Origin of the sequence: Sphingomonas aerophila, from assembly GCF_014199305.1 — a bacterium.
Classification (GTDB): domain Bacteria; phylum Pseudomonadota; class Alphaproteobacteria; order Sphingomonadales; family Sphingomonadaceae; genus Sphingomonas; species Sphingomonas aerophila.
The window spans coordinates 130,237-149,548 of record NZ_JACIJK010000009.1; the positions used below are offsets into that span (position 1 = coordinate 130,237).

Below are 19,312 nucleotides of genomic sequence, written 5' to 3' on the forward strand. Positions count from 1 at the left end.
TCGTCCCTCTAGAGGGTGAATTTCTTGTGCGCGCGAAAGGGTAGGGGAGGAGCGCCGCCCCGAAAGGCAGCGCTCCGTCCAACTTACTCCGCAGCCTCGGCCATCTCGTCGCCGTCTTCCACCGACTTGAGGTCGACGTTCAGACCCAGCGAGCGCATTTCCTTGACGAGCACATTGAAGCTCTCGGGGATGCCGGCCTCGAACGTGTCGTCACCCTTGACGATCGCCTCGTAGACCTTGGTGCGGCCGACCACGTCGTCGGACTTCACCGTCAGCATTTCTTGCAGCGTATAGGCAGCGCCGTACGCCTGCAGTGCCCAGACCTCCATCTCGCCAAAGCGCTGGCCACCGAACTGCGCCTTACCACCCAGCGGCTGCTGCGTGACGAGCGAGTAGGGGCCGATTGACCGGGCGTGGATCTTGTCGTCCACAAGGTGGTGCAGCTTGAGCATGTAGATGATGCCCACCGTCACCTTGCGGTCGAACTTGTCGCCGGTGCGCCCGTCGAACAGATCCGACTGACCCGACGCATCGAGGCCCGCCAGCTCCAGCATTTCCGACACGTCACGCTCGACCGCGCCGTCGAACACCGGGGTGCCCATCGGAACGCCGCCGCGCAGGTTCTGCGCCAACTCGACGATCTCGTCGCCCGAGCGGGCGTTGATGTCGTCCAGATAGTGCTCGCCATAGATGGTCTGGAGCCGCTCCTTGACCGCATCGGGCATGGCGCCCGCCTTGGCATCTGGATTGGCCTCACGCCATTCGTCCAGCTGATGCGCGATCTGCTGGCCAAGACCGCGAGCCGCCCAGCCAAGGTGCGTTTCGAAGATCTGCCCGACGTTCATGCGCGACGGCACGCCCAGCGGGTTCAGAACCAGGTCCACCGGCGTCCCGTCCGCGAGGAAGGGCATGTCCTCCTGCGGCAGGATGCGGCTGATGACGCCCTTGTTGCCGTGACGGCCGGCCATCTTGTCGCCCGGCTGCAGCTTGCGCTTCACCGCGACGAACACCTTGACCATCTTGAGCACGCCCGGCGGCAGCTCGTCGCCCCGCTCCAGCTTCTCGCGGCGATCCTCGAACTTTTCGCGAATCAGCTTCACCGCGTCGTCATACTGGACCTTCACCGCTTCCAGGTTCGCCTGGACCGCGTCGTCCTGCACGGCGAACTTCCACCAGTCGTGACGATCCACGCTTTCGAGCAGATCGGCATCGATGGTCGAGCCCTTCTTGACGCCCTTGGGGGCCGCGGTCGCGACCTGGTCCAGCAGCATCTCGCGCAGGCGGCTCCACGTCGCCCGGTTCAGGATCGAGCGCTCGTCGTCCGAGTCCTTCTTCAGGCGCTCGATCTCCTCGCGCTCGATCGCCATCGCGCGCTCGTCCTTGTCGATGCCGTGGCGATTGAAGACGCGAACGTCGACAATGGTGCCCGACACGCCCGGCGGCAGGCGCAGCGACGTGTCGCGCACGTCCGATGCCTTTTCGCCGAAAATGGCGCGGAGGAGCTTTTCTTCCGGCGTCATCGGGCTTTCGCCCTTTGGCGTGATCTTGCCGACCAGGATGTCGCCCGGCTCCACCTCGGCGCCGATGTACACAATGCCAGCCTCGTCGAGGTTGCGCAGCGCTTCTTCACCGACGTTCGGGATGTCGCGAGTGATGTCCTCCGGCCCGAGCTTCGTGTCGCGGGCCATGACTTCGAACTCGTCGATGTGGATCGACGTGAACACGTCGTCCTTCACGATCCGCTCGGAGATCAGGATCGAGTCCTCATAGTTGTACCCGTTCCAAGGCATGAACGCGACCAGCGCATTGCGGCCCAGCGCCAGCTCGCCGAACTCGGTTGAGGGGCCATCGGCGATCACGTCGCCTGCGACCACCACGTCCCCGACCTTCACCAGCGGACGCTGGTTGATGCAGGTCGACTGGTTCGAACGCTGGAACTTCATCAGCGAATAGATGTCGACGCCCGACTTGCCGGCATCGACCTCACCCGTTGCGCGGATCACGATACGGCCCGCATCCACCTGGTCGACAATGCCTGCACGGCGCGCAGAGATGGCGGCGCCCGAGTCACGGGCGACGGTTTCTTCCATGCCGGTGCCGACGAAGGGCGCTTCCGCCTTCACCAGCGGCACGGCCTGGCGCTGCATGTTCGAACCCATCAGCGCGCGGTTCGCGTCGTCGTTCTCCAGGAACGGGATCAGCGAAGCGGCGACGGACACCAGCTGCTTGGGGCTGACGTCCATCAGCGTGATGGTTTCGGGCAGTGCGTTCAGGAACTCGCCAGCCTGACGGGCGGACACCAGGTCCTCCGAGAAGCTGCCATCCTCGCTGAGCTCGGCAGAGGCCTGCGCGATCGTGTGCTTGGCCTCTTCCATTGCCGACAGGTACACCACGTCGTTGGTGACCTTGTGATCCACCACGCGGCGGTACGGCGTCTCGATGAAGCCGTACTTGTTGACCCGGCTGAAGCTCGCGAGCGAGTTGATCAGACCGATGTTCGGGCCTTCCGGCGTCTCGATCGGGCAGATACGACCATAGTGGGTCGGGTGGACGTCGCGAACCTCGAAGCCCGCACGCTCACGCGTCAGGCCGCCCGGCCCGAGTGCCGAAACACGACGCTTGTGCGTCACTTCGGACAGCGGGTTGGTCTGGTCCATGAACTGCGACAGCTGCGACGAACCGAAGAACTCGCGCACCGCGGCAACAGCAGGCTTCGCGTTGATCAGGTCGTTCGGCATGACTGTCGACACGTCGACGCTGCTCATGCGCTCCTTCACGGCGCGCTCCATGCGGAGCAGGCCGACGCGGTACTGGTTCTCCAGCAGCTCGCCCACCGAACGTACGCGGCGGTTGCCGAGGTTGTCGATGTCGTCGATCTCGCCCTTGCCGTCCTTCAGGTCGACCAGGGTCTTCACGACCGCCAGGATGTCCTCGGTACGCAGCGTTGTCACCGTGTCCTCGACGTCGAGGTCAAGGCGCATGTTCAGCTTCACGCGGCCGACGGCCGACAGGTCATAGCGGTCCGGATCGAAGAACAGGCCGGCGAACAGCGACTCGGCCGTTTCCAGCGTCGGCGGCTCGCCAGGGCGCATCACGCGATAGATGTCGCTCAGCGCCTGCTCGCGCTCTTCGGCCTTGTCGGCCTTCAGCGTGTTGCGGATCCAGGGGCCGGTCGTGACGAAGTCGATGTCCAGCAGCTCGATCGTGTCGATGCCAGCCTTGTCGAGCTTTTCCAGGTTCTCGGCGCTGATCTCATCGCCCGCCTCGACATAGATCTCGCCCGTGCCCTCGTTGATGAGGTCGAACGCGGAATAGCGGCCGAAGATCTCCTCGGTCGGGATCAACAGGTCGGTCAGGCCGTCCTTCGCCGCCTTGTTGGCAGCGCGCGGGCTGATCTTCTGGCCGGCAGCAAACACTACCTCGCCCGACTTGGAATCGACAATGTCATAGGTCGGCTTCACGCCGCGCCAGTTTTCCGCCGCGAACGGGATGATCCAGCCGCCCTGGCCGCGAACATAGGTCACGCGGTTGTAGAAGTGGCTCAGGATGTCCTCGCCGTTCATCCCCAGCGCGTACAGCAGAGCGGTGACCGGCAGCTTGCGCTTGCGGTCGATACGGACGTTGACGATGTCCTTGGCGTCGAACTCGAAGTCCAGCCACGAACCGCGATACGGGATCACACGCGCGGCGAACAGGTACTTGCCGCTGGCGTGGGTCTTGCCACGGTCATGGTCGAACAGCACGCCCGGCGACCGGTGCATCTGGCTGACGATGACGCGCTCGGTGCCGTTGATGAAGAAAGTGCCGTTCTCGGTCATGAGCGGCATGTCGCCCATGTACACGTCCTGCTCCTTGATATCGATGACCGACTTGGCCTCCGTATCCGGATCAACCTCGAACGCGGTCAGGCGCAGGGTGACGCGCATCGGCGCGGCATAGGTAATGCCCCGCTGGCGGCATTCTTCCACGTCGAATTTCGGCGGCTCAAGGACATAATCGTCGAAGTCGAGATAGGCGGTGCCAGCGAAGTCCTGGATCGGGAACACGCTGCGCAGCGTCTTTTCCAGACCCGACACGTGGCCGGTCGACTTGTCCGAACGCAGGAACTGCTCATAGCTCTCGCGCTGAACCTCGATCAGGTTCGGCATCTGCACCACTTCGTGGATGTTGCCGAAGACCCTGCGGATGCGCCGCTTTGCGGTGCCACCCTTGATGTCGCGCCGTGCGGAGCCGCCGTCGATCGCCTTGGTCGCCATGTGAACTATTTGCCTCGTCAGCCGGAATAACGGTGCGCGAAGATCAGCGACGCAAAAAAGCCGATCGCAACCTGTGCGTCGGCTTCAGCGTCGTGAACACCATAGCTCCCCATTCGTACGATGCACTGCGCGACGGCGCACCATGTCCCGAAAGCTTTGGCAGGAGGTCCATATAGGTCGCTGGATCGGGCCTGCCAACCCCCATGTACGAGATCGGTTCCATTCGCTTCCGTTCGTCGCCGTTCGGGCGCCGTTCATCGCAGCCCGGCTTGCTGGCGAGCGGACGACAGGGTCGGCGGGAACCATGAACATATCGGTACGGAAGACAAGCACGATAGCGCTGGCGGCGATGACGCTGGCGAACAGCGCGGCAGGAGCACAAACGACTCAGGTTATCCCGGAAAACTACAGCCTTCCCGGCACGCCCGCACCGACCCCCACGCCGACGCCGACAGCGGGACCGCCGTCGACTCAGAGCCCCGCGCCGGCCCAGTCTCCGCCACCGCTCGTCGTTCCTGAACCGGCCGCGACAACGTCCGGAGTTCCTGCGCCCACCGCAACGCCAACCGCGCGTAGTGCCCCGCGCCCCCGCCCGACGCCAAGCGCGACAGCGACGCCCGCCGCAACCCCGGCACCTTTCCCGACACCAGCGCCTGTCGTGCCTGTGACAGCGGCCACGCCCGTGCCGGTCCCGCCTACCGTCGTCGCTTCCCCGCCGGTGCGGCGACCGGCAGCCGAAACGACCCCGATCGAGCCTGCGCCTTTAGGGGAGGGGCCGGGCGCTTCGCCGACGCTGGAGGGGAGCGAGGGCCTGGGCTGGTGGCTCGGCGCAGCGGCAACCCTCGCGGCACTCGTCGCGATCGCGGCGACGGCCTTGCTGCTGGTGCGCCGCCGCGCTCAACGCCCCGCCCTCTTTGCGCCCGAAGTTGCCGCCTCGGCGCCGCCAGAGCCACCGCTTCAGCCGAAAGCCGCTCCCGTACCTCGTCCTGCACCCGCGCCCCGGCCCACTCCCGCCGTCGCCGCTGACGGCGCGAGGCTAAGCCTTGAGTTCCGCCCGACCCGCGCCGGCTTGAACCTGCTCAGCGCCACGGTGATGGGTGAAGTCACGGTCCGCAACACGGGGACGGCTTCGGCCGAGCGCGTCCAGGTCGAAGGATCGTTGATCGGCGCCCATGCCGAACAGGACGCTGAGTTGCGCACGATCTACACCGGTCAGCTCGGACGACTTGCAACGCCGCCATTCACCCTTGCTGCGGGGGAGGAGCGCCGGGTCACGGTCGTCGCCGTCCTGCCGCTCGATGCGATCCGCCCGGTACAGGCCGCCGGCCGGCCCATGTTCGTGCCTGTGGTCGCCATCACCGGCGCCTTCATCGACCAGGGCAGGCCACGGCGGGCAGGTCGCGCCTTTGCGGTCGGGATCGAGCGGGTGGACTCGGCGAAGCTTGCCCCGATCTGGCTCGATGGTCCGCCTCGCATGCACGACCAGGTCGCCGCCCGTCCGCATGGGGATCTGTTCGAAGCCTGACGATCGCCTCGCCGCCATCCGCGATCATGCTGGCAGGGCAGCGTTGCCCGGCCTACATCTGCCGCCTTCAGGGGGGCAGTTGCATGATAAACAGACGGACACTGGTGGCCGGCGCGGTTGCGATAAGCACGTCGGCCGGGGTTCTGGCCCGGCCCGCTGCGGAGGCGAAGCGCCGGGCCATCGACGCGATCGAGCTGCCGCCCTCCTTCAATGGCCTGATTGCCTTTGGTCGGCGCGGCGCGATTGATCACGTCCGCTGTGTCGGGTTTGAGGACAGGGAGGCGGGCAGGGCCTTCACCCCTGCAACGCAGATAAAGCTCGGCTCTGCTTCCAAGTGGCTGACCAGCGTCGCCGTGTTGCGCCTGGTGGAGCAGGGGCGGCTGTCCCTCGACGCGCCGATCACGACTTATCTCCCGAGTTTCAGGCGCGAGACCGGGGATCGCGTGCTGCTGAAACACCTTCTCTCCAATACCAGCGGCATCCCGGATCTGCTCAGCCGGCAGATCGCGACGGAGCCAGAGCTGCGGACATCAACCGCTACTGCGGCCGCAATCGTCGCTCGCTTCGGCGGTGGCGACCTTGCCTTTACGCCGGGCAACGGCTGGGATTACGCCGCACTCAATTGGGCCATCCTAGCCGACATCATCGAGCGGCAAACGGGTGAGGGGCTGCCCGCCATCGTTCACGGCTTGGTGTTTCGCCCACTCGGCATGCGCTCGGCTGGTTTCGTGCAGGTCGATCAGCCACCACTGCCGCATCTCGCCGCCGCCTATACGGAAGCGGTGCCGCCGGTCCGCAAGATGGCGCCCGTGCCTCCGTTCCTCGCGGCCAGCGGCAACGCCGCCAGTAGCGTGGGCGATGCCATGCGGGCGGCCCATGGAATTTTCCATGGGCCGCTGCTCAGCGCCAACTCCCGTCGTGAGCTGACGACGGTTCGGTGGCCGGGTGAGGAATATGCGCTGGGTGGTCGGGTGCATCCGGTCGCTGGCGAACCCTGGGCATGGGAAACGGGCAAGGTCGGCGGCTACCGCACGCACATCGCCCATCGGCTCAGCCGCAGCGAAACGGTGGTCGTGTTCAACACGACGGACATGACGCAGTCGGTTATCGGCGGCTGGGTCGAGGCGATCGCGCGGGCCTGAACGAGGAAAGGGCGGCCACCGCGTGTGCGGGGCCGCCCTTTCTTGTCTCGAGCTGGCCGTCACGGGATCGGATCCCGTGACCTCGGCCGAGCGGGGCCGGGCCCCGCTGCGGCTTACTTGACCTCGACGGTCGCGCCGGCTTCTTCGAGCTGCTTCTTGACCTTCTCGGCCTCGTCCTTGCTCACGCCTTCCTTGACAGGCTTGGGCGCGCCCTCGACGAGAGCCTTGGCTTCGGTCAGGCCGAGACCGGTGATCGCGCGGACCTCCTTGATGACGTTGATCTTCTTGCCACCGTCGCCGGTGAGGATCACGTCGAACTCGGTCTTCTCTTCAACGGCCGGGGCCGCTGCGCCGCCGGCGCCGCCGGCCGGAGCTGCTGCAACCGCTGCTGCGGCCGAAACGCCCCACTTCTCTTCGAGCAGCTTGGACAGCTCGGCTGCCTCAAGAACGGTCAGCTCGCTCAGCTGGTCAACCAGCGCGTTCAGGTCTGCCATGTTCACTTCCTTTTGTAGTTCCCGGGCCAGAAACGGCCCGCAAGCATCGTTGAAATAACCAAGAACCGCCTGGGATCAGGCGTTCTCCTTCTCCGCATACGCCGCCAGGACGCGGGCGATCTGCGCCGCCGGAGCCTGGGTGATCGTGGCGATCTTCGTGGCAGGCGCCACGATGAGGCCGACGATCTTGGCACGCAGTTCGTCGAGCGACGGCATCGTCGCCAGAGCCTGCACGCCCGAAGCATCGAGAGGAGTTGCACCCATCGCCCCGCCAACGATCTCGAACTTGTCGGTCGTCTTGGCGAAGTCGACCACCACCTTGGCGGCAGCGACCGGGTCGATCGAGGAGGCAAGGCCAACCGGACCGGTGAGCATGTCGCCCAGGGTCAGGTAGTCGGTGCCGTCGAGTGCGATCTTGGCAAGCTTGTTCTTCGAGACCTTGAAGGTCGCGCCGGCATCTCGCATCGCGTTGCGCAGTCGGGTGGACTGAGCGACGGTCATCCCGTGGTTGCGGGTGACGACCACCACACCAACCTCGGAGAAGGTCTGCTTGAGCTCGGCAACGGCCGCGGCCTTTTCAGCACGATCCATGCCATTCTCCACATCTGGGCAGGGCCGCGAACGACCGTGCCCGGTTACGAACCGGCCGCGGCGGAACCGCAAACCGGGTTGTCCATCGATGGGGCATGGGGAACTGCCGCAGCCGAAGCGCGCAGCAGGCCGGAACAGCACAAGCGGCTGACCGGAAAACCTTTATACCCCGTCTGGGCAGGACATTAAGCACCGGCAAATCCGGCGCACCTGCTGTCTTGGACGGAACGCCCGGCGAACCGGGCCCGGCGCCCATAGCAGGATGCGCATCCGAGTCAATTGCTTGCCGTCTTCAAAGGACCGGCCTGGACCCGTCAGCGCCGCTCTCCATGATCGTGATTACCGACGAAAATGAAAGGATCGCCGGGTCCTGGTTCCGACAGACTCGTCGTTCCTAGCAGCGGCGGGTCAACACTGCATCCAGCGCGGTCAGGAAGCGGGACCGGTCGGCCTTGCTGAAGGGCGCCGGCCCGCCGATCTGTTCGCCGCCAGCGCGCAGGTCCGCCATGATCGCGCGGGTGGCGATCGCCGCCCCGATCGAGCTGGTCGTGAACGGCTTGCCGGTCGGCGCGAGGACATCGGCCCCCGCTTTCAGGCAGCGATCCGCCAACAGGATGTCGGCAGTGATCACGACCGCACCGGGGCCTGAAGCTTCCGCGATCCAGTCATCCGCAGCATCGAAGCCGGAGCCGACGACGACCCGCTTCACCTGCGGGTGGTCAGGGACGCGCAGGTGCTGGTTGCTGACCACCGTGACCGGCACGCCGACCCGCCACGCCACCCGATATACCTCATCCTTTACAGGACAGGCGTCCGCATCGACCAGGATGCGGCGCTCGGCTCCGTTCAACGCCGACCCTGTTGACCCGGCCGCGTGGGACGCGCCTGATGCCGCTGCGGTGCCGGGCCGCGACGTTGGGCCGGAGCGGCGGGTGCGGGTGCGCCCTGGACCGCTTCAATCCGCACGCCGCTCTCGTCCTCGCCGGACGGATCGGCCGTCTTGGCGACTGCCTGGGCAAAGCGAGCGGCCAGCGCCCGCGGTACCGCGAACTGGGTTTCACTCGGTCCGATGCGGATCGCGCCGACCTCCGTCTTGGTGACGTGACCGCGGCGGCAGATCAGCGGCAGGATCCAGCGCGGGTCGGCGTTCTGGCGCCGGCCGATGTTCATGCGGAACCACGCCACGTCGTCGAACCCTGGACGATGCTCCGAACGGGCGGCCGGCTCTCGGTCGATCAGTTCCTCAGGGGCGGGCAGGGCAGCCCGGCCGGCGCGTACCAGCAGGGCAGCAATGTCCTCAGGCGAACGCTGCGCCAGAAGCTCGGCCGCGAGTGCGCGATCGTCTTCCTCGATCTCAACGGGTGCCAGCAGCTGCGACAACAGCCGCTCGCGATCCTGCGCCCGGATTGCCTCTGGCGTAGGCACCGGCATCCACTCGGCCGGGATGCGCGCACCTCGCAGCATCATCTCGACCCGGCGGCGGCGCGGGTAGGGCACGATCAGCACGGCCGTGCCCTTGCGGCCCGCGCGACCGGTACGGCCGGACCGGTGCTGCAGCACCTCCGCATCGCGCGGCATTTCGACGTGAACGACTAGGCTCAGCGTGGGAAGGTCGATGCCGCGGGCTGCCACGTCCGTCGCGACGCACACGCGGGCGCGCCGGTCACGCAGCGCCTGGAGCGCGTGATTGCGCTCGTTCTGCGAGTGCTCACCCGAGAGCGCCACCGCTGCGAACCCGCGCTCCACCAGGCTGGCATGGAGGTGGCGCACATTGTCGCGGGTGGCACAGAACAGCATGGCCGTGTCCGCTTCATAGAAGCGCAACAGGTTGATCACCGCATGTTCGATGTCGGACGGGGCCACCGCCACCGCGCGGTAGGCGATGTCGCCGTGCCCGCGATCCTCACCTACCGTCGAGACACGCAGCGCATCACGCTGATATGCCTTGGCAAGCTGCACGATCGGGCGGGGCAGGGTGGCCGAGAACAACAGGGTGCGCCGCTGCGCCGGGCTGGCGTCGAGCAGAGTTTCCAGATCCTCGCGGAAGCCCATGTCGAGCATCTCGTCCGCCTCGTCGAGGACGGCAACACGGAGCGCCGAGAGGTCCAGCGCGCCACGTTCGAGGTGGTCCTTCAGGCGCCCCGGCGTTCCGACCACGATATGCGTGCCCTGATTGAGCGCCCGTCGTTCCCGGCTGGCGTCCATGCCGCCAACACAGGTCGCGATCCGGCCGCCGGCCGCAGCGTAGAGCCACGCAAGCTCCTTGGCGACCTGCAACGCGAGCTCGCGGGTGGGGGCGATGACAAGGGCCAGCGGAAGGGCGGGCGGGGGCAGGACACCGTCGGCCATCAGCTCGCCAGCCATGGCAAGGCCAAAGGCAACCGTCTTGCCCGACCCGGTCTGGGCGGACACCAGCAGGTCGCGGCCATCGGCGCTGGCCTCGGTCACCTCGGCCTGGACGGGGGTGAGTGTTTCATAGCCGCGCGCGGTCAGCGCATCGGCAAGGGGAGCGGGGAGGTGGGGAAAGGACATGGAACTCGCAATGCTAGGATGAAGGCCTGCCTTGAGCAGGTGCCTGGAAGCCCCGAGCGCCGCGCCTGTAACCCTGGGCCCCCGCGTCGGCAGGGGCATGATCAATGCGGAAGTTGGGGCAAAACGAAAGGGGCCGGGATCGCTCCCGGCCCCTCCTAATCAATAACTTAGGAAGCGGATCAGCTACCTGCAACCTCTGCCACGTCAACGCGGATGCCCGGGCCCATGGTGGAGCTGACCGCGATCTTGCGGACATACTTGCCCTTGGCGCCCGACGGCTTGGCACGCACCACCGCGTCAACCAGTGCGTCGAAGTTCGCGCGCAGGTCTTCGGCCGGGAACGATGCCTTGCCGATTCCGGAGTGAATGATGCCGGCCTTTTCAACGCGATACTCGACCTGGCCGCTCTTGGCGTCCTTGACGGCCTGAGCAACGTTCATCGTGACGGTGCCGAGCTTCGGGTTCGGCATCAGGCCCTTGGGGCCCAGCACCTTACCCAGGCGACCGACGATGCCCATCATGTCGGGCGTCGCGATGCAGCGGTCAAAGTCGATGTTGCCGTCCTGGATGGTCTGCATCAGGTCTTCGGCACCGACCACGTCGGCTCCGGCTTCACGAGCTTCGTCAGCCTTGGCGCCGCGCGCGAACACGCCGACACGCACGGTCTTGCCGGTGCCCTTGGGCAGGTTCACCACGCCGCGGACCATCTGGTCGGCGTGACGCGGGTCAACGCCCAGGTTCATCGCGATCTCAATGGTCTCGTCGAACTTGCTGGTGGCGTTGGTCTTGGCGAGGTTGATCGCCTCGTCGATGCCGTGCAGGTGCTCGGGATTGATCGAGACTGCCTTCTGCTTCTTGGTCAGCTTGGCCATGGAATCAGCCCTCCACCACTTGGAGGCCCATTGCGCGGGCCGAACCTTCAATGATCTTCGTTGCGGCGTCGATGTCGTTCGCGTTCAGGTCCTTCATCTTGGCCTGGGCGATCTCCGACAGCGCGGAGCGCTTGATCTGACCCGCGCTCACCTTGCCCGGCTCCTTGGAGCCCGACTTCAGGTTCGCTGCCTGCTTCAGCAGGTAGGTCGCCGGTGGCGTCTTGGTCTCGAACGAAAAGGAACGGTCCGCGTAAACGGTGATCACGGTGGGCAGGGGCGTGCCCTTTGCCTGATCGCCGGTCTGCGCGTTGAACGCCTTGCAGAATTCCATGATGTTGACGCCGCGCTGACCCAGCGCCGGGCCGATCGGCGGCGAGGGGTTGGCGGAGCCCGCAGGCACCTGCAGCTTGATATAACCTGTAATCTTCTTTGCCATGTGTCACTCTTTCACGAGTTTAGCGGTCCAAGCGGGCGCGTTCCGGCGCCCTCCCGCACAAGTTTCCGACGCTTTGACGCTGGAAGGGGGCGCCCATAGCGGAAAACAGGCTGTCCGACAACCGCGTTCGAGCCCGCGCGTACCCGGGCGCAAGAATGGTGCGAAGCGGCTCAAAAACGTCTTGACCATGATGCGCGCCAGCGGCTTTTCTTGCGTAGTATTACGGGGGGAGTTGAAGCATGGCGACTTTGTTCAAGCCGCTCCAAGTCGAGGAGCGGCACCAGAACGCGCCGCGACTATCGGTTATTGTTCCTACCTATAACGAGTTCGCGAACATTGCGCCTCTGGTTGCGGCGGTCCGTAGCGTGCTCGGCTCGGTGCCGTGGGAGATGATCGTCGTCGATGACGATAGTCGCGACGGTACCTATGACGAGGTTCTGCGAATCGCGCAGTCCGAACCAAGGCTGCGGTGCCTGCGACGGGTTGGCCGGCGTGGCCCTTCCTCCGCCGTGACCGAAGGAGTCCTGGCCGCCAATGGCGAGGTGATCGCCGTGATGGACGCGGATTTCCAGCATGACGAAACGAAACTACCGGTCATGTACCATCGCCTGATCGAGGAGGAGGCCGACGTGGTCGTCGGCACCCGCTATGCCGGGGAGGGTGGGATTGGCGATTGGAACGCGACCCGTGCGAAGATGAGCAACTTCGCGAACACGCTCAGCCGACGGCTGGTCGGCAATCAGACAACCGACCCCGTGAGCGGCTTCTTCGTGATCCGCCGGTCCGTGTTCGTGTCGACGCTCTATGGCCTGTCGCAGCAGGGCTACAAGATCCTCATCGACCTGCTCACCTCCGCCGACCGTCCGCTCAAGGTGCTGGAGGAGCCCTACCAGTTTCGCTCACGAGCGGAGGGCGAGAGCAAGATCAGCATGATGGTGCTGGCGGAGTTCGCCTTTCTGCTCATCGACAAGGTCACCCGCGGATGGATCCCGCCACGCTTCGTACTATTCGTGGGCGTGGGCGGACTCGGCCTGCTGATCCACCTGTGTATCCTGCTGACCGGCGCCAAGGCGAACCTCGGCTTCCTGGATGCGCAGGTGCTGGCGACCTTTACTGCCATGGTCTTCAACTACGTCGTCAATAACGAGTTCACCTATCGGGACCGTCGCCTGGTCGGTTGGAAGTTCATTCGGGGACTCGTTCTGTTCATGCTGATCTGCAGCATCGGCGCACTCGCCAATGTCGGCGTCGCCGAGCTCGCCATCCAACGGACGCATAGCTGGACGGCCGCCGGTATTCTCGGCGCGCTGATGGGCGCGGTGTTCAACTTCGGCGCGGCAAGCAGCATAGTCTGGGGGCAGCACAAGCGTCGCAGGACGGCGACGTCATGATCCTGCCAGCAGCGTCTCTGCGGAGCATCTCGAGGCCGGCGTTCGCTGCTATCGCTGCAGCGTTCATACTGGCGTTGATCCTACGCGTGGTCGTCGGCGATCACTCGCTTGTATTCGATGAGCTTGCGTCGCTCTTCTTCGCCGAGCAGCCAGTCTCCCGTCTCTGGAGCGACTGGATGCTGCGAGAGACGAACCCACCTCTTTTCTACACGTTGCTGAAGGGGTGGGTGGCTCTGTTCGGCCACTCGTTAGGCGCTATCCGGGCGCTGCCCACACTGGCGGGTATGGCGAGCATGGTCGTTCTAATCGTGATCGCTTTGCGAGCTCATGGCGAGCGCGCGGCGGTTGCAGTGGCGGTGATCACTGCCTTGTCGGCTCAGCACATTTTCCTGAGCGACTATGCCCGAGGGTACATTTTCAGTCTTGGTGGCGTGGCGCTGGCGACGCTTGGGTTGCTGCTGCTAATCCGTGACGATCATGCCACGCGTCGAACGACGTCCAGTGCCGTTGCTCTGTATGTTCTAGGGTCGTTGCTGGCGATCTACACGCACACCACAATGTTCATCTGGCCGCTGGTCGCCACGTTAAGCATGGTGCTGTTATATTGGCGCCGCTTCTTTCAAGACCGGGCCAGATTGCTGCTAGTGTTGTTCGCCGCCAATGCGATCATCTTGGTGGTGTCAGGATGGTGGCTGTGGATCACGGTCCAGCAGGTTCTGGTCACAAACGATAATCTTGGCTGGATCAAGCCACGGCCTGTTCGCGAAATGCTTTGGATGTTCAGGACGGAGTCGCTTCTGACCCGGTCGGGGGATTGGGTGGCGCGCATTGGATATCTCGCGGTCACTCTGCTCGCGGCAATCGGAGTTGCGCGAAACTGGCGAGAGCCTGAAACGCGGCTGCTGACGCTTCTCGGGGTGCTCAGCTTCGGGACCTTGATGATCGTCGGGTCGGCGAAACCCGTTCTCACCCAGCTTACGATCATGTGGCCGATGATCTTCCCGCTACTGCTCGCGGGAATGGGAGTGGCGTCGTTCCGCTCGACCGGACTGCGCCTGGGCGCGTTAACGTCGCTGGCCGTTCTGCTCACGGCCAACACCTACACAGCGCGTGGTTCGTTCATGCTGCCGCACGACGGAGACTGGCGCTTGGCGTTCCGTTCGCTCGCGACCGTGCCAGACGGTGCAATGGTGGTCGAGGGGGAGTCGATGAAGCTGGCAGCTGAACAGGCCTGTCGCGTGACGTTCCCGAACCTCGCAACCTGCCCGGTGCCGATCCTAGCCATTCGTGCGGTGAATTACCGCGCGGATCGTTGGGCGCGGGGCCTGGCTGGTTCGATGATCGCCTGGGAAGCAGTGCCGAAAACCGTGGATCGGACAACGAAGCTTTTCGCGTTCCGTAACCTCACTTATGATGCTTCGGAGCGGCTGCTTGGCCATCCCAGCGCGGTCAGCCGAACGAGCCATCCGCTTTCCGGACCGTTCACCGCGGAAGATTTCGCCAAGGCCGGTAGCCCCGCTGGCCCCAACGCCCGGGAACGGCAGATAATGTCCGCCGCTCCATAAACGCTCGGGAAAGGGTCTGCCGCACCCAGGACAAGGCGGCAGACACCTGAAACATGTTACTTCGAGCGTTCGACCTGTTCGAAGTCCAGCTCCACCGGAGTCGCGCGGCCGAAGATGCTGACGGACACCTTGACCTTGGACTTGTCGAAGTCGAGCTCTTCCACCGTGCCGTTGAAGCTGGCGAAGGGGCCCTCGAGCACCTTGACCGCATCGCCGATCTCGTAGTCGACCTTGACCTTCTGCTTGGGGGCAGCGGCGGTCTCTTCCTTGGACTGGAGCATGCGGGCGGCTTCGAACTCGCTGATCGCCTGCGGCTTGCCCATCGCGCCAAGGAAGCCGGTCACCTTTGGCGTGTTCTTGACGAGGTGGTAGACCTGGTCGTTCATGTCGAGCTTGGCCAGCACATAGCCGGGCATGAACTTGCGCTCGACAGCGATCTTCTTGCCGCGACGCGCTTCGGTCACGGTCTCGGTCGGCACCTCGATCTGCTCAACCAGCTGGTCGAGGCCGAGGCGGGTCGCTTCAGACATGATCGCGTCGCGAACCTTGCCCTCAAAGCCGGAATAGGCGTGGATGATGTACCAGCGCGCCATGGTGATCGGTCCTTTATTGCGCGAGCTTGAGCAGGGCGGTGACGATCGCGTTGAACATCGAGTCCACGCCCAGGAAGAACAGCGCCAGGATGGTGGTCATGATCACCACCATCAGCCCGGTCAGCCAGGTTTCCTTCCACGTCGGCCACACGACCCGGCGGGTCTCGGCTTTGACTTGGTTGATGAATTCGAGAGGGGTCGTCTTGGCCACGTGTCGGTGCTCACACCCGCTGGATCTACGTCGCCGACCTCGGGGCATGGGTCCGCCGCCGGCCCTCCGCAGGGGAGAGACGGCGAGACCTGTCCTCGCTGTCGGATGGAACAGCCGATGTAGCGCGGGGCGGCCACGGGCGCAAGCCGGGTCGCTAGCCGCGCGAGTGACGAGCTTGCCGGTAGCGGATCGTTTTGGGATTTGGAGCAGGCCAGGTCGGCCGTGAATGGCAGGGGCGCTCGGATTCGAACCGAGGGCCTTCGGTTTTGGAGACCGACGCTCTAACCAACTGAGCTACGCCCCTGTGCGGTGGCTGCCCTTAGCGGGCGCGCAATCCCGGATCAAGCGTGGATCACGGCAACCAAGGCAGGTTTCGGCGGCGGACGCGGAACGAAGAGCCTGCCCTATGTTGACCGGGCGCCAGCGTAGCCGTATAGGCGCGCCCGTCCAACGGCCCGTAATCGGGTTGGAACGACATGCTTGAACATTGCTGGATGCATCAAGGGCCGGGGCGCGTGCGCCGCATGGTCCTTTTCGTATTCCAAGGCTTGTTAGGCTCCAGCAAAGTAACCCACTTAAGAGGTGAAGGCTTCATGCCGACGATCAACCAGCTGGTCCGCAAGGGCCGCGAACCGCAGAAGGCCAAGTCCAAGGTCCCTGCGATGGAGCAGAACCCGCAAAAGCGCGGCGTCTGCACCCGTGTCTATACGACGACCCCGAAGAAGCCGAACTCGGCACTGCGTAAGGTGGCCAAGGTCCGCCTGACCAACAGCCGTGAAGTCATCAGCTATATCCCGGGCGAAGGTCACAACCTTCAGGAGCACTCGGTTGTGCTGATCCGTGGCGGCCGTGTGCGCGACCTTCCCGGCGTGCGCTACCATGTGCTGCGCGGCGTGCTCGACACGCAGGGCGTCAAGAACCGCAAGCAGTCGCGGTCCAAGTACGGTGCCAAGCGGCCCAAGTGAGCCCGGCCCGTACTCTTCCCACAGCTGATTGAAAGGTAGCCACCATGGCTCGTCGTCGTCGTCCCGAAAAGCGGGTAATCCTGCCTGATCCCAAGTTCGGGGATGAGGTGCTTTCCAAGTTCATGAACTCCGTCATGTATGACGGCAAGAAGTCCGTTGCCGAGCTGATCGTTTATGGCGCGCTCGAAACGGTTGAAACCCGTGCCAAGCGCGATCCGCTGGGCGTGTTCCATGACGCGCTCAACAACATAAAGCCAGGCATCGAGGTCCGCAGCCGTCGCGTCGGCGGCGCCACCTACCAGGTGCCGGTCGAGGTTCGTCCCGAGCGTGCCCAGGCGCTGGCGATTCGCTGGCTTATCACCGCGGCGCGTTCGCGGTCCGAGAACACCATGGCAGCTCGTCTGTCGGGCGAACTGCTGGACGCGAGCAACAACCGCGGCAATGCGGTGAAGAAGCGCGAAGACACGCACCGCATGGCGGAAGCGAACCGGGCTTTCTCGCACTACCGCTGGTAGGCTCTGGAAACGGCCCCAATCTAACTTATCTCGTGGGGAGTTGGCTCTGTGCCGGCTCCCCACATTGCCAAGGAAACTACGATCATGGCCCGCAGCCATCCGCTCGAGCGCTATCGCAACATCGGCATCATGGCGCATATCGACGCCGGCAAGACGACCACGACCGAGCGCATCCTCTATTACACCGGCAAGTCCTACAAGATCGGCGAGGTCCATGAGGGCACCGCGACCATGGACTGGATGGAGCAGGAGCAGGAGCGCGGGATCACGATCACGTCCGCCGCGACGACCTGCTTCTGGTCGGCCGACGAGGGCAAGGGTGCCGAGCACCGCATCAACATCATCGACACGCCCGGCCACGTCGACTTCACGATCGAGGTCGAGCGTTCGCTGCGCGTGCTCGACGGCGCGGTTGCGTGCTTCGACGGCGTTGCCGGCGTGGAGCCGCAGTCCGAAACCGTGTGGCGCCAGGCCGACAAGTATGGCGTGCCGCGGATGTGCTTCGTCAACAAGCTGGATCGCACGGGCGCAGACTTCTACTTCTGCGTGAACTCGATCATCGAGCGTCTCGGCGCGCGTCCGGCGGTCCTGTATCTGCCGATCGGCATCGAGGGCGGCTTCAAGGGCCTAGTCGACCTGGTGAACAACCGTGCGATCATTTGGCTCGAAGAAAGCCTCGGCGCTAAGTTCGAATACCAGCCGATCCCGGACGATATGGTCGAGAAGGCTGCGAAGTATCGCAGCGAGCTGATCGAGATGGCGGTCGAGCAGGACGATGCGCTGATGGAAGCGTATCTCGAGGGCAACGAGCCGAGCGTCGCTGACCTCAAGAAGCTGATCCGCAAGGGCACGCTTGAAATGGCGTTCGTTCCGATCGTTTGTGGTTCGGCGTTCAAGAACAAGGGCGTGCAGCCCCTGCTCGACGCCGTGGTCGATTACCTGCCGAGCCCGCTCGACGTTCCCGCCATCAAGGGCGTCAAGCTCGACGGCGAGACGCCGGATGAGCGTCCGTCGTCGGACACCGAGCCGTTCGCGGCGCTGGCGTTCAAGATCATGAACGACCCGTTCGTCGGCACCCTGACCTTTGCCCGCATCTATTCGGGCAAGCTGGAAACTGCGTCGCAGGTCACCAACTCGGTCAAGGACAAGAAGGAAAAGGTCGGTCGCATGCTGCTGATGCATGCGAACAGCCGTGAGGACATCCAGGAAGCGTTCGCAGGCGACATCGTCGCGCTCGCAGGCCTCAAGGACACCACGACCGGGGATACGCTCTGCGCACAGAACGCCCCGATCATCCTTGAGCGTATGGAGTTCCCGGAGCCGGTGATCGAGCTGTCGGTGGAGCCGAAGACCAAGGCCGACCAGGAGAAGATGGGCGTGGCGCTCAATCGTCTCGCTCGCGAGGATCCGTCATTCCGCGTCTCGTCGGATGCCGAATCCGGCCAGACCATCATCAAGGGGATGGGCGAGCTCCACCTCGAGATCCTGGTCGACCGCATGAAGCGCGAGTTCAAGGTCGAGGCGAACGTCGGCGCGCCGCAGGTGGCTTACCGCGAGTACCTCAAGAAGCCGGTCGACATCGACTATACGCACAAGAAGCAGTCGGGCGGCACCGGCCAGTTCGGCCGCGTCAAGGTGAAGCTGTCGCCGGGCGAGCGCGGCAGCGGCTTCGTGTTCAAGGACGAGATCAAGGGCGGTAACATTCCAAAGGAATATATCCCCGCGATCGAGAAGGGCTTCCGCGAGACGGCGGAAACCGGTTCGCTGGTCGGTTTCCCGATCATCGACTTCGAAGTCCTGCTGTATGACGGCGCCTACCACGACGTCGACTCGTCGGCGCTGGCGTTCGAAATCTGTGCTCGCGGCGCCATGCGCGAAGCGGCTCAGAAGTCGGGCATCACGCTGCTCGAGCCGGTCATGAAGGTCGAAGTCGTGACCCCGGAAGACTATCTGGGCGACGTGATCGGCGACATGAACAGCCGTCGTGGCCAGATCCAGGGCACCGATACGCGCGGCAACGCGCAGACGGTGGAAGCGATGGTGCCGCTGGCCAACATGTTTGGTTATGTAAACGCGCTCCGCTCGTTCACCCAGGGTCGTGCGCAGTACTCGATGCAGTTCTCGCACTATGACGAAGTTCCGCAGAACGTCGCGGACGAGGTCAAGGCGAAGCTGGCATAAGGCATCCGCCGGGCTGGCATTATACTGAAACTGTCGTTATGGG

The 19,312-nt window shown here is 64.6% G+C and carries 17 protein-coding genes and 1 tRNA gene; 7 read left to right on the plus strand and 11 right to left on the minus strand.

The features are described 5' to 3' along the window. Positions 1-83 precede the first annotated feature (83 nt). Positions 84-4,256 (minus strand): DNA-directed RNA polymerase subunit beta, encoded by a 4,173-nt coding sequence (gene rpoB, locus FHS94_RS14745; RefSeq protein ID WP_184059211.1) that lies wholly within the window; start codon positions 4,254-4,256, stop codon positions 84-86. Positions 4,257-4,727: 471 nt separating this feature from the next. Beyond that, complete coding sequence (locus FHS94_RS19185) at positions 4,728-4,934, minus strand: hypothetical protein (RefSeq protein ID WP_221234789.1); 207 nt, start codon at positions 4,932-4,934, stop codon at positions 4,728-4,730. A 40-nt stretch (positions 4,935-4,974) separates the two neighbouring features. Here FHS94_RS19185 and FHS94_RS14750 point away from each other — a divergent pair, with 40 nt between their 5' ends. Both FHS94_RS14750 and FHS94_RS14755 read left to right on the plus strand, forming a co-directional pair. Beyond that, on the plus strand, positions 4,975-5,781 hold the full coding sequence (locus FHS94_RS14750) for a hypothetical protein (RefSeq protein ID WP_221234790.1): 807 nt from the start codon (positions 4,975-4,977) through the stop codon (positions 5,779-5,781). 83 nt (positions 5,782-5,864) lie between these two features. Beyond that, a complete protein-coding gene (locus FHS94_RS14755) occupies positions 5,865-6,923 on the plus strand; it encodes a serine hydrolase domain-containing protein (RefSeq protein ID WP_184059215.1) in 1,059 nt (352 codons plus the stop codon). Positions 6,924-7,036: 113 nt separating this feature from the next. Here FHS94_RS14755 and rplL read toward each other — a convergent pair whose 3' ends face one another. The 6 genes from rplL to rplK form a co-directional block, all read right to left on the minus strand. Further along, entirely contained in the window at positions 7,037-7,417 is a 381-nt protein-coding gene (rplL, locus tag FHS94_RS14760) for a 50S ribosomal protein L7/L12 (RefSeq protein WP_184059217.1), read from the minus strand. 75 nt (positions 7,418-7,492) lie between these two features. Continuing rightward, positions 7,493-8,008 carry a 50S ribosomal protein L10 gene (gene rplJ, locus FHS94_RS14765; RefSeq protein ID WP_184059219.1) on the minus strand — a complete coding sequence of 172 codons (516 nt, stop codon included), beginning with the start codon at positions 8,006-8,008 and terminating at the stop codon, positions 7,493-7,495. A 394-nt stretch (positions 8,009-8,402) separates the two neighbouring features. Next, positions 8,403-8,858, minus strand: coding sequence for a YaiI/YqxD family protein (locus FHS94_RS14770; protein ID WP_184059221.1), 456 nt, complete (start codon positions 8,856-8,858; stop codon positions 8,403-8,405). Beyond that, positions 8,855-10,540: a DEAD/DEAH box helicase gene (locus FHS94_RS14775; protein ID WP_184059224.1), complete on the minus strand. Its 1,686-nt coding sequence runs from the start codon at positions 10,538-10,540 to the stop codon at positions 8,855-8,857. Before FHS94_RS14775 ends, FHS94_RS14770 begins: the two co-directional genes overlap by 4 nt. A 179-nt stretch (positions 10,541-10,719) precedes the next feature. Continuing rightward, positions 10,720-11,412, minus strand: coding sequence for a 50S ribosomal protein L1 (rplA, locus tag FHS94_RS14780; protein WP_184059226.1), 693 nt, complete (start codon positions 11,410-11,412; stop codon positions 10,720-10,722). 4 nt (positions 11,413-11,416) lie between these two features. Beyond that, positions 11,417-11,848: a 50S ribosomal protein L11 gene (gene rplK, locus FHS94_RS14785; protein WP_184059228.1), complete on the minus strand. Its 432-nt coding sequence runs from the start codon at positions 11,846-11,848 to the stop codon at positions 11,417-11,419. 239 nt (positions 11,849-12,087) lie between these two features. Between rplK and FHS94_RS14790 the strand changes: the two genes are divergently transcribed. Together FHS94_RS14790 and FHS94_RS14795 are read left to right on the plus strand one after the other, a co-directional pair. After that, positions 12,088-13,239 (plus strand): glycosyltransferase, encoded by a 1,152-nt coding sequence (locus tag FHS94_RS14790; protein WP_184059230.1) that lies wholly within the window; start codon positions 12,088-12,090, stop codon positions 13,237-13,239. Between the two features lie 86 nt (positions 13,240-13,325). Next, entirely contained in the window at positions 13,326-14,804 is a 1,479-nt protein-coding gene (locus tag FHS94_RS14795) for a glycosyltransferase family 39 protein (RefSeq protein WP_221234791.1), read from the plus strand. A gap of 56 nt (positions 14,805-14,860) precedes the next feature. Here the strand turns inward: FHS94_RS14795 and nusG are convergent, their stop codons facing one another. From nusG to FHS94_RS14810, 3 genes are all read right to left on the minus strand, one after another. Next, positions 14,861-15,397, minus strand: a complete 537-nt coding sequence (nusG, locus tag FHS94_RS14800) for a transcription termination/antitermination protein NusG (protein ID WP_184059234.1) — start codon at positions 15,395-15,397, stop codon at positions 14,861-14,863. Positions 15,398-15,410: 13 nt separating this feature from the next. Further along, on the minus strand, positions 15,411-15,608 hold the full coding sequence (gene secE, locus FHS94_RS14805) for a preprotein translocase subunit SecE (RefSeq protein ID WP_184059236.1): 198 nt from the start codon (positions 15,606-15,608) through the stop codon (positions 15,411-15,413). A gap of 227 nt (positions 15,609-15,835) precedes the next feature. Next, a tRNA-Trp gene (locus FHS94_RS14810) sits at positions 15,836-15,912 on the minus strand. A 289-nt stretch (positions 15,913-16,201) separates the two neighbouring features. On the opposite strand from FHS94_RS14810, the gene rpsL reads away from it, so the two are divergent. The 3 genes from rpsL (at position 16,202) to fusA (ending at position 19,269) form a co-directional block, all read left to right on the plus strand. Then, positions 16,202-16,573 carry a 30S ribosomal protein S12 gene (rpsL, locus tag FHS94_RS14815; RefSeq protein ID WP_184059238.1) on the plus strand — a complete coding sequence of 124 codons (372 nt, stop codon included), beginning with the start codon at positions 16,202-16,204 and terminating at the stop codon, positions 16,571-16,573. A gap of 44 nt (positions 16,574-16,617) precedes the next feature. Further along, on the plus strand, positions 16,618-17,088 hold the full coding sequence (gene rpsG / locus FHS94_RS14820) for a 30S ribosomal protein S7 (protein WP_184059240.1): 471 nt from the start codon (positions 16,618-16,620) through the stop codon (positions 17,086-17,088). An 84-nt stretch (positions 17,089-17,172) separates the two neighbouring features. Then, on the plus strand, positions 17,173-19,269 hold the full coding sequence (fusA, locus tag FHS94_RS14825) for an elongation factor G (protein ID WP_184059242.1): 2,097 nt from the start codon (positions 17,173-17,175) through the stop codon (positions 19,267-19,269). Positions 19,270-19,312: the final 43 nt, after the last annotated feature.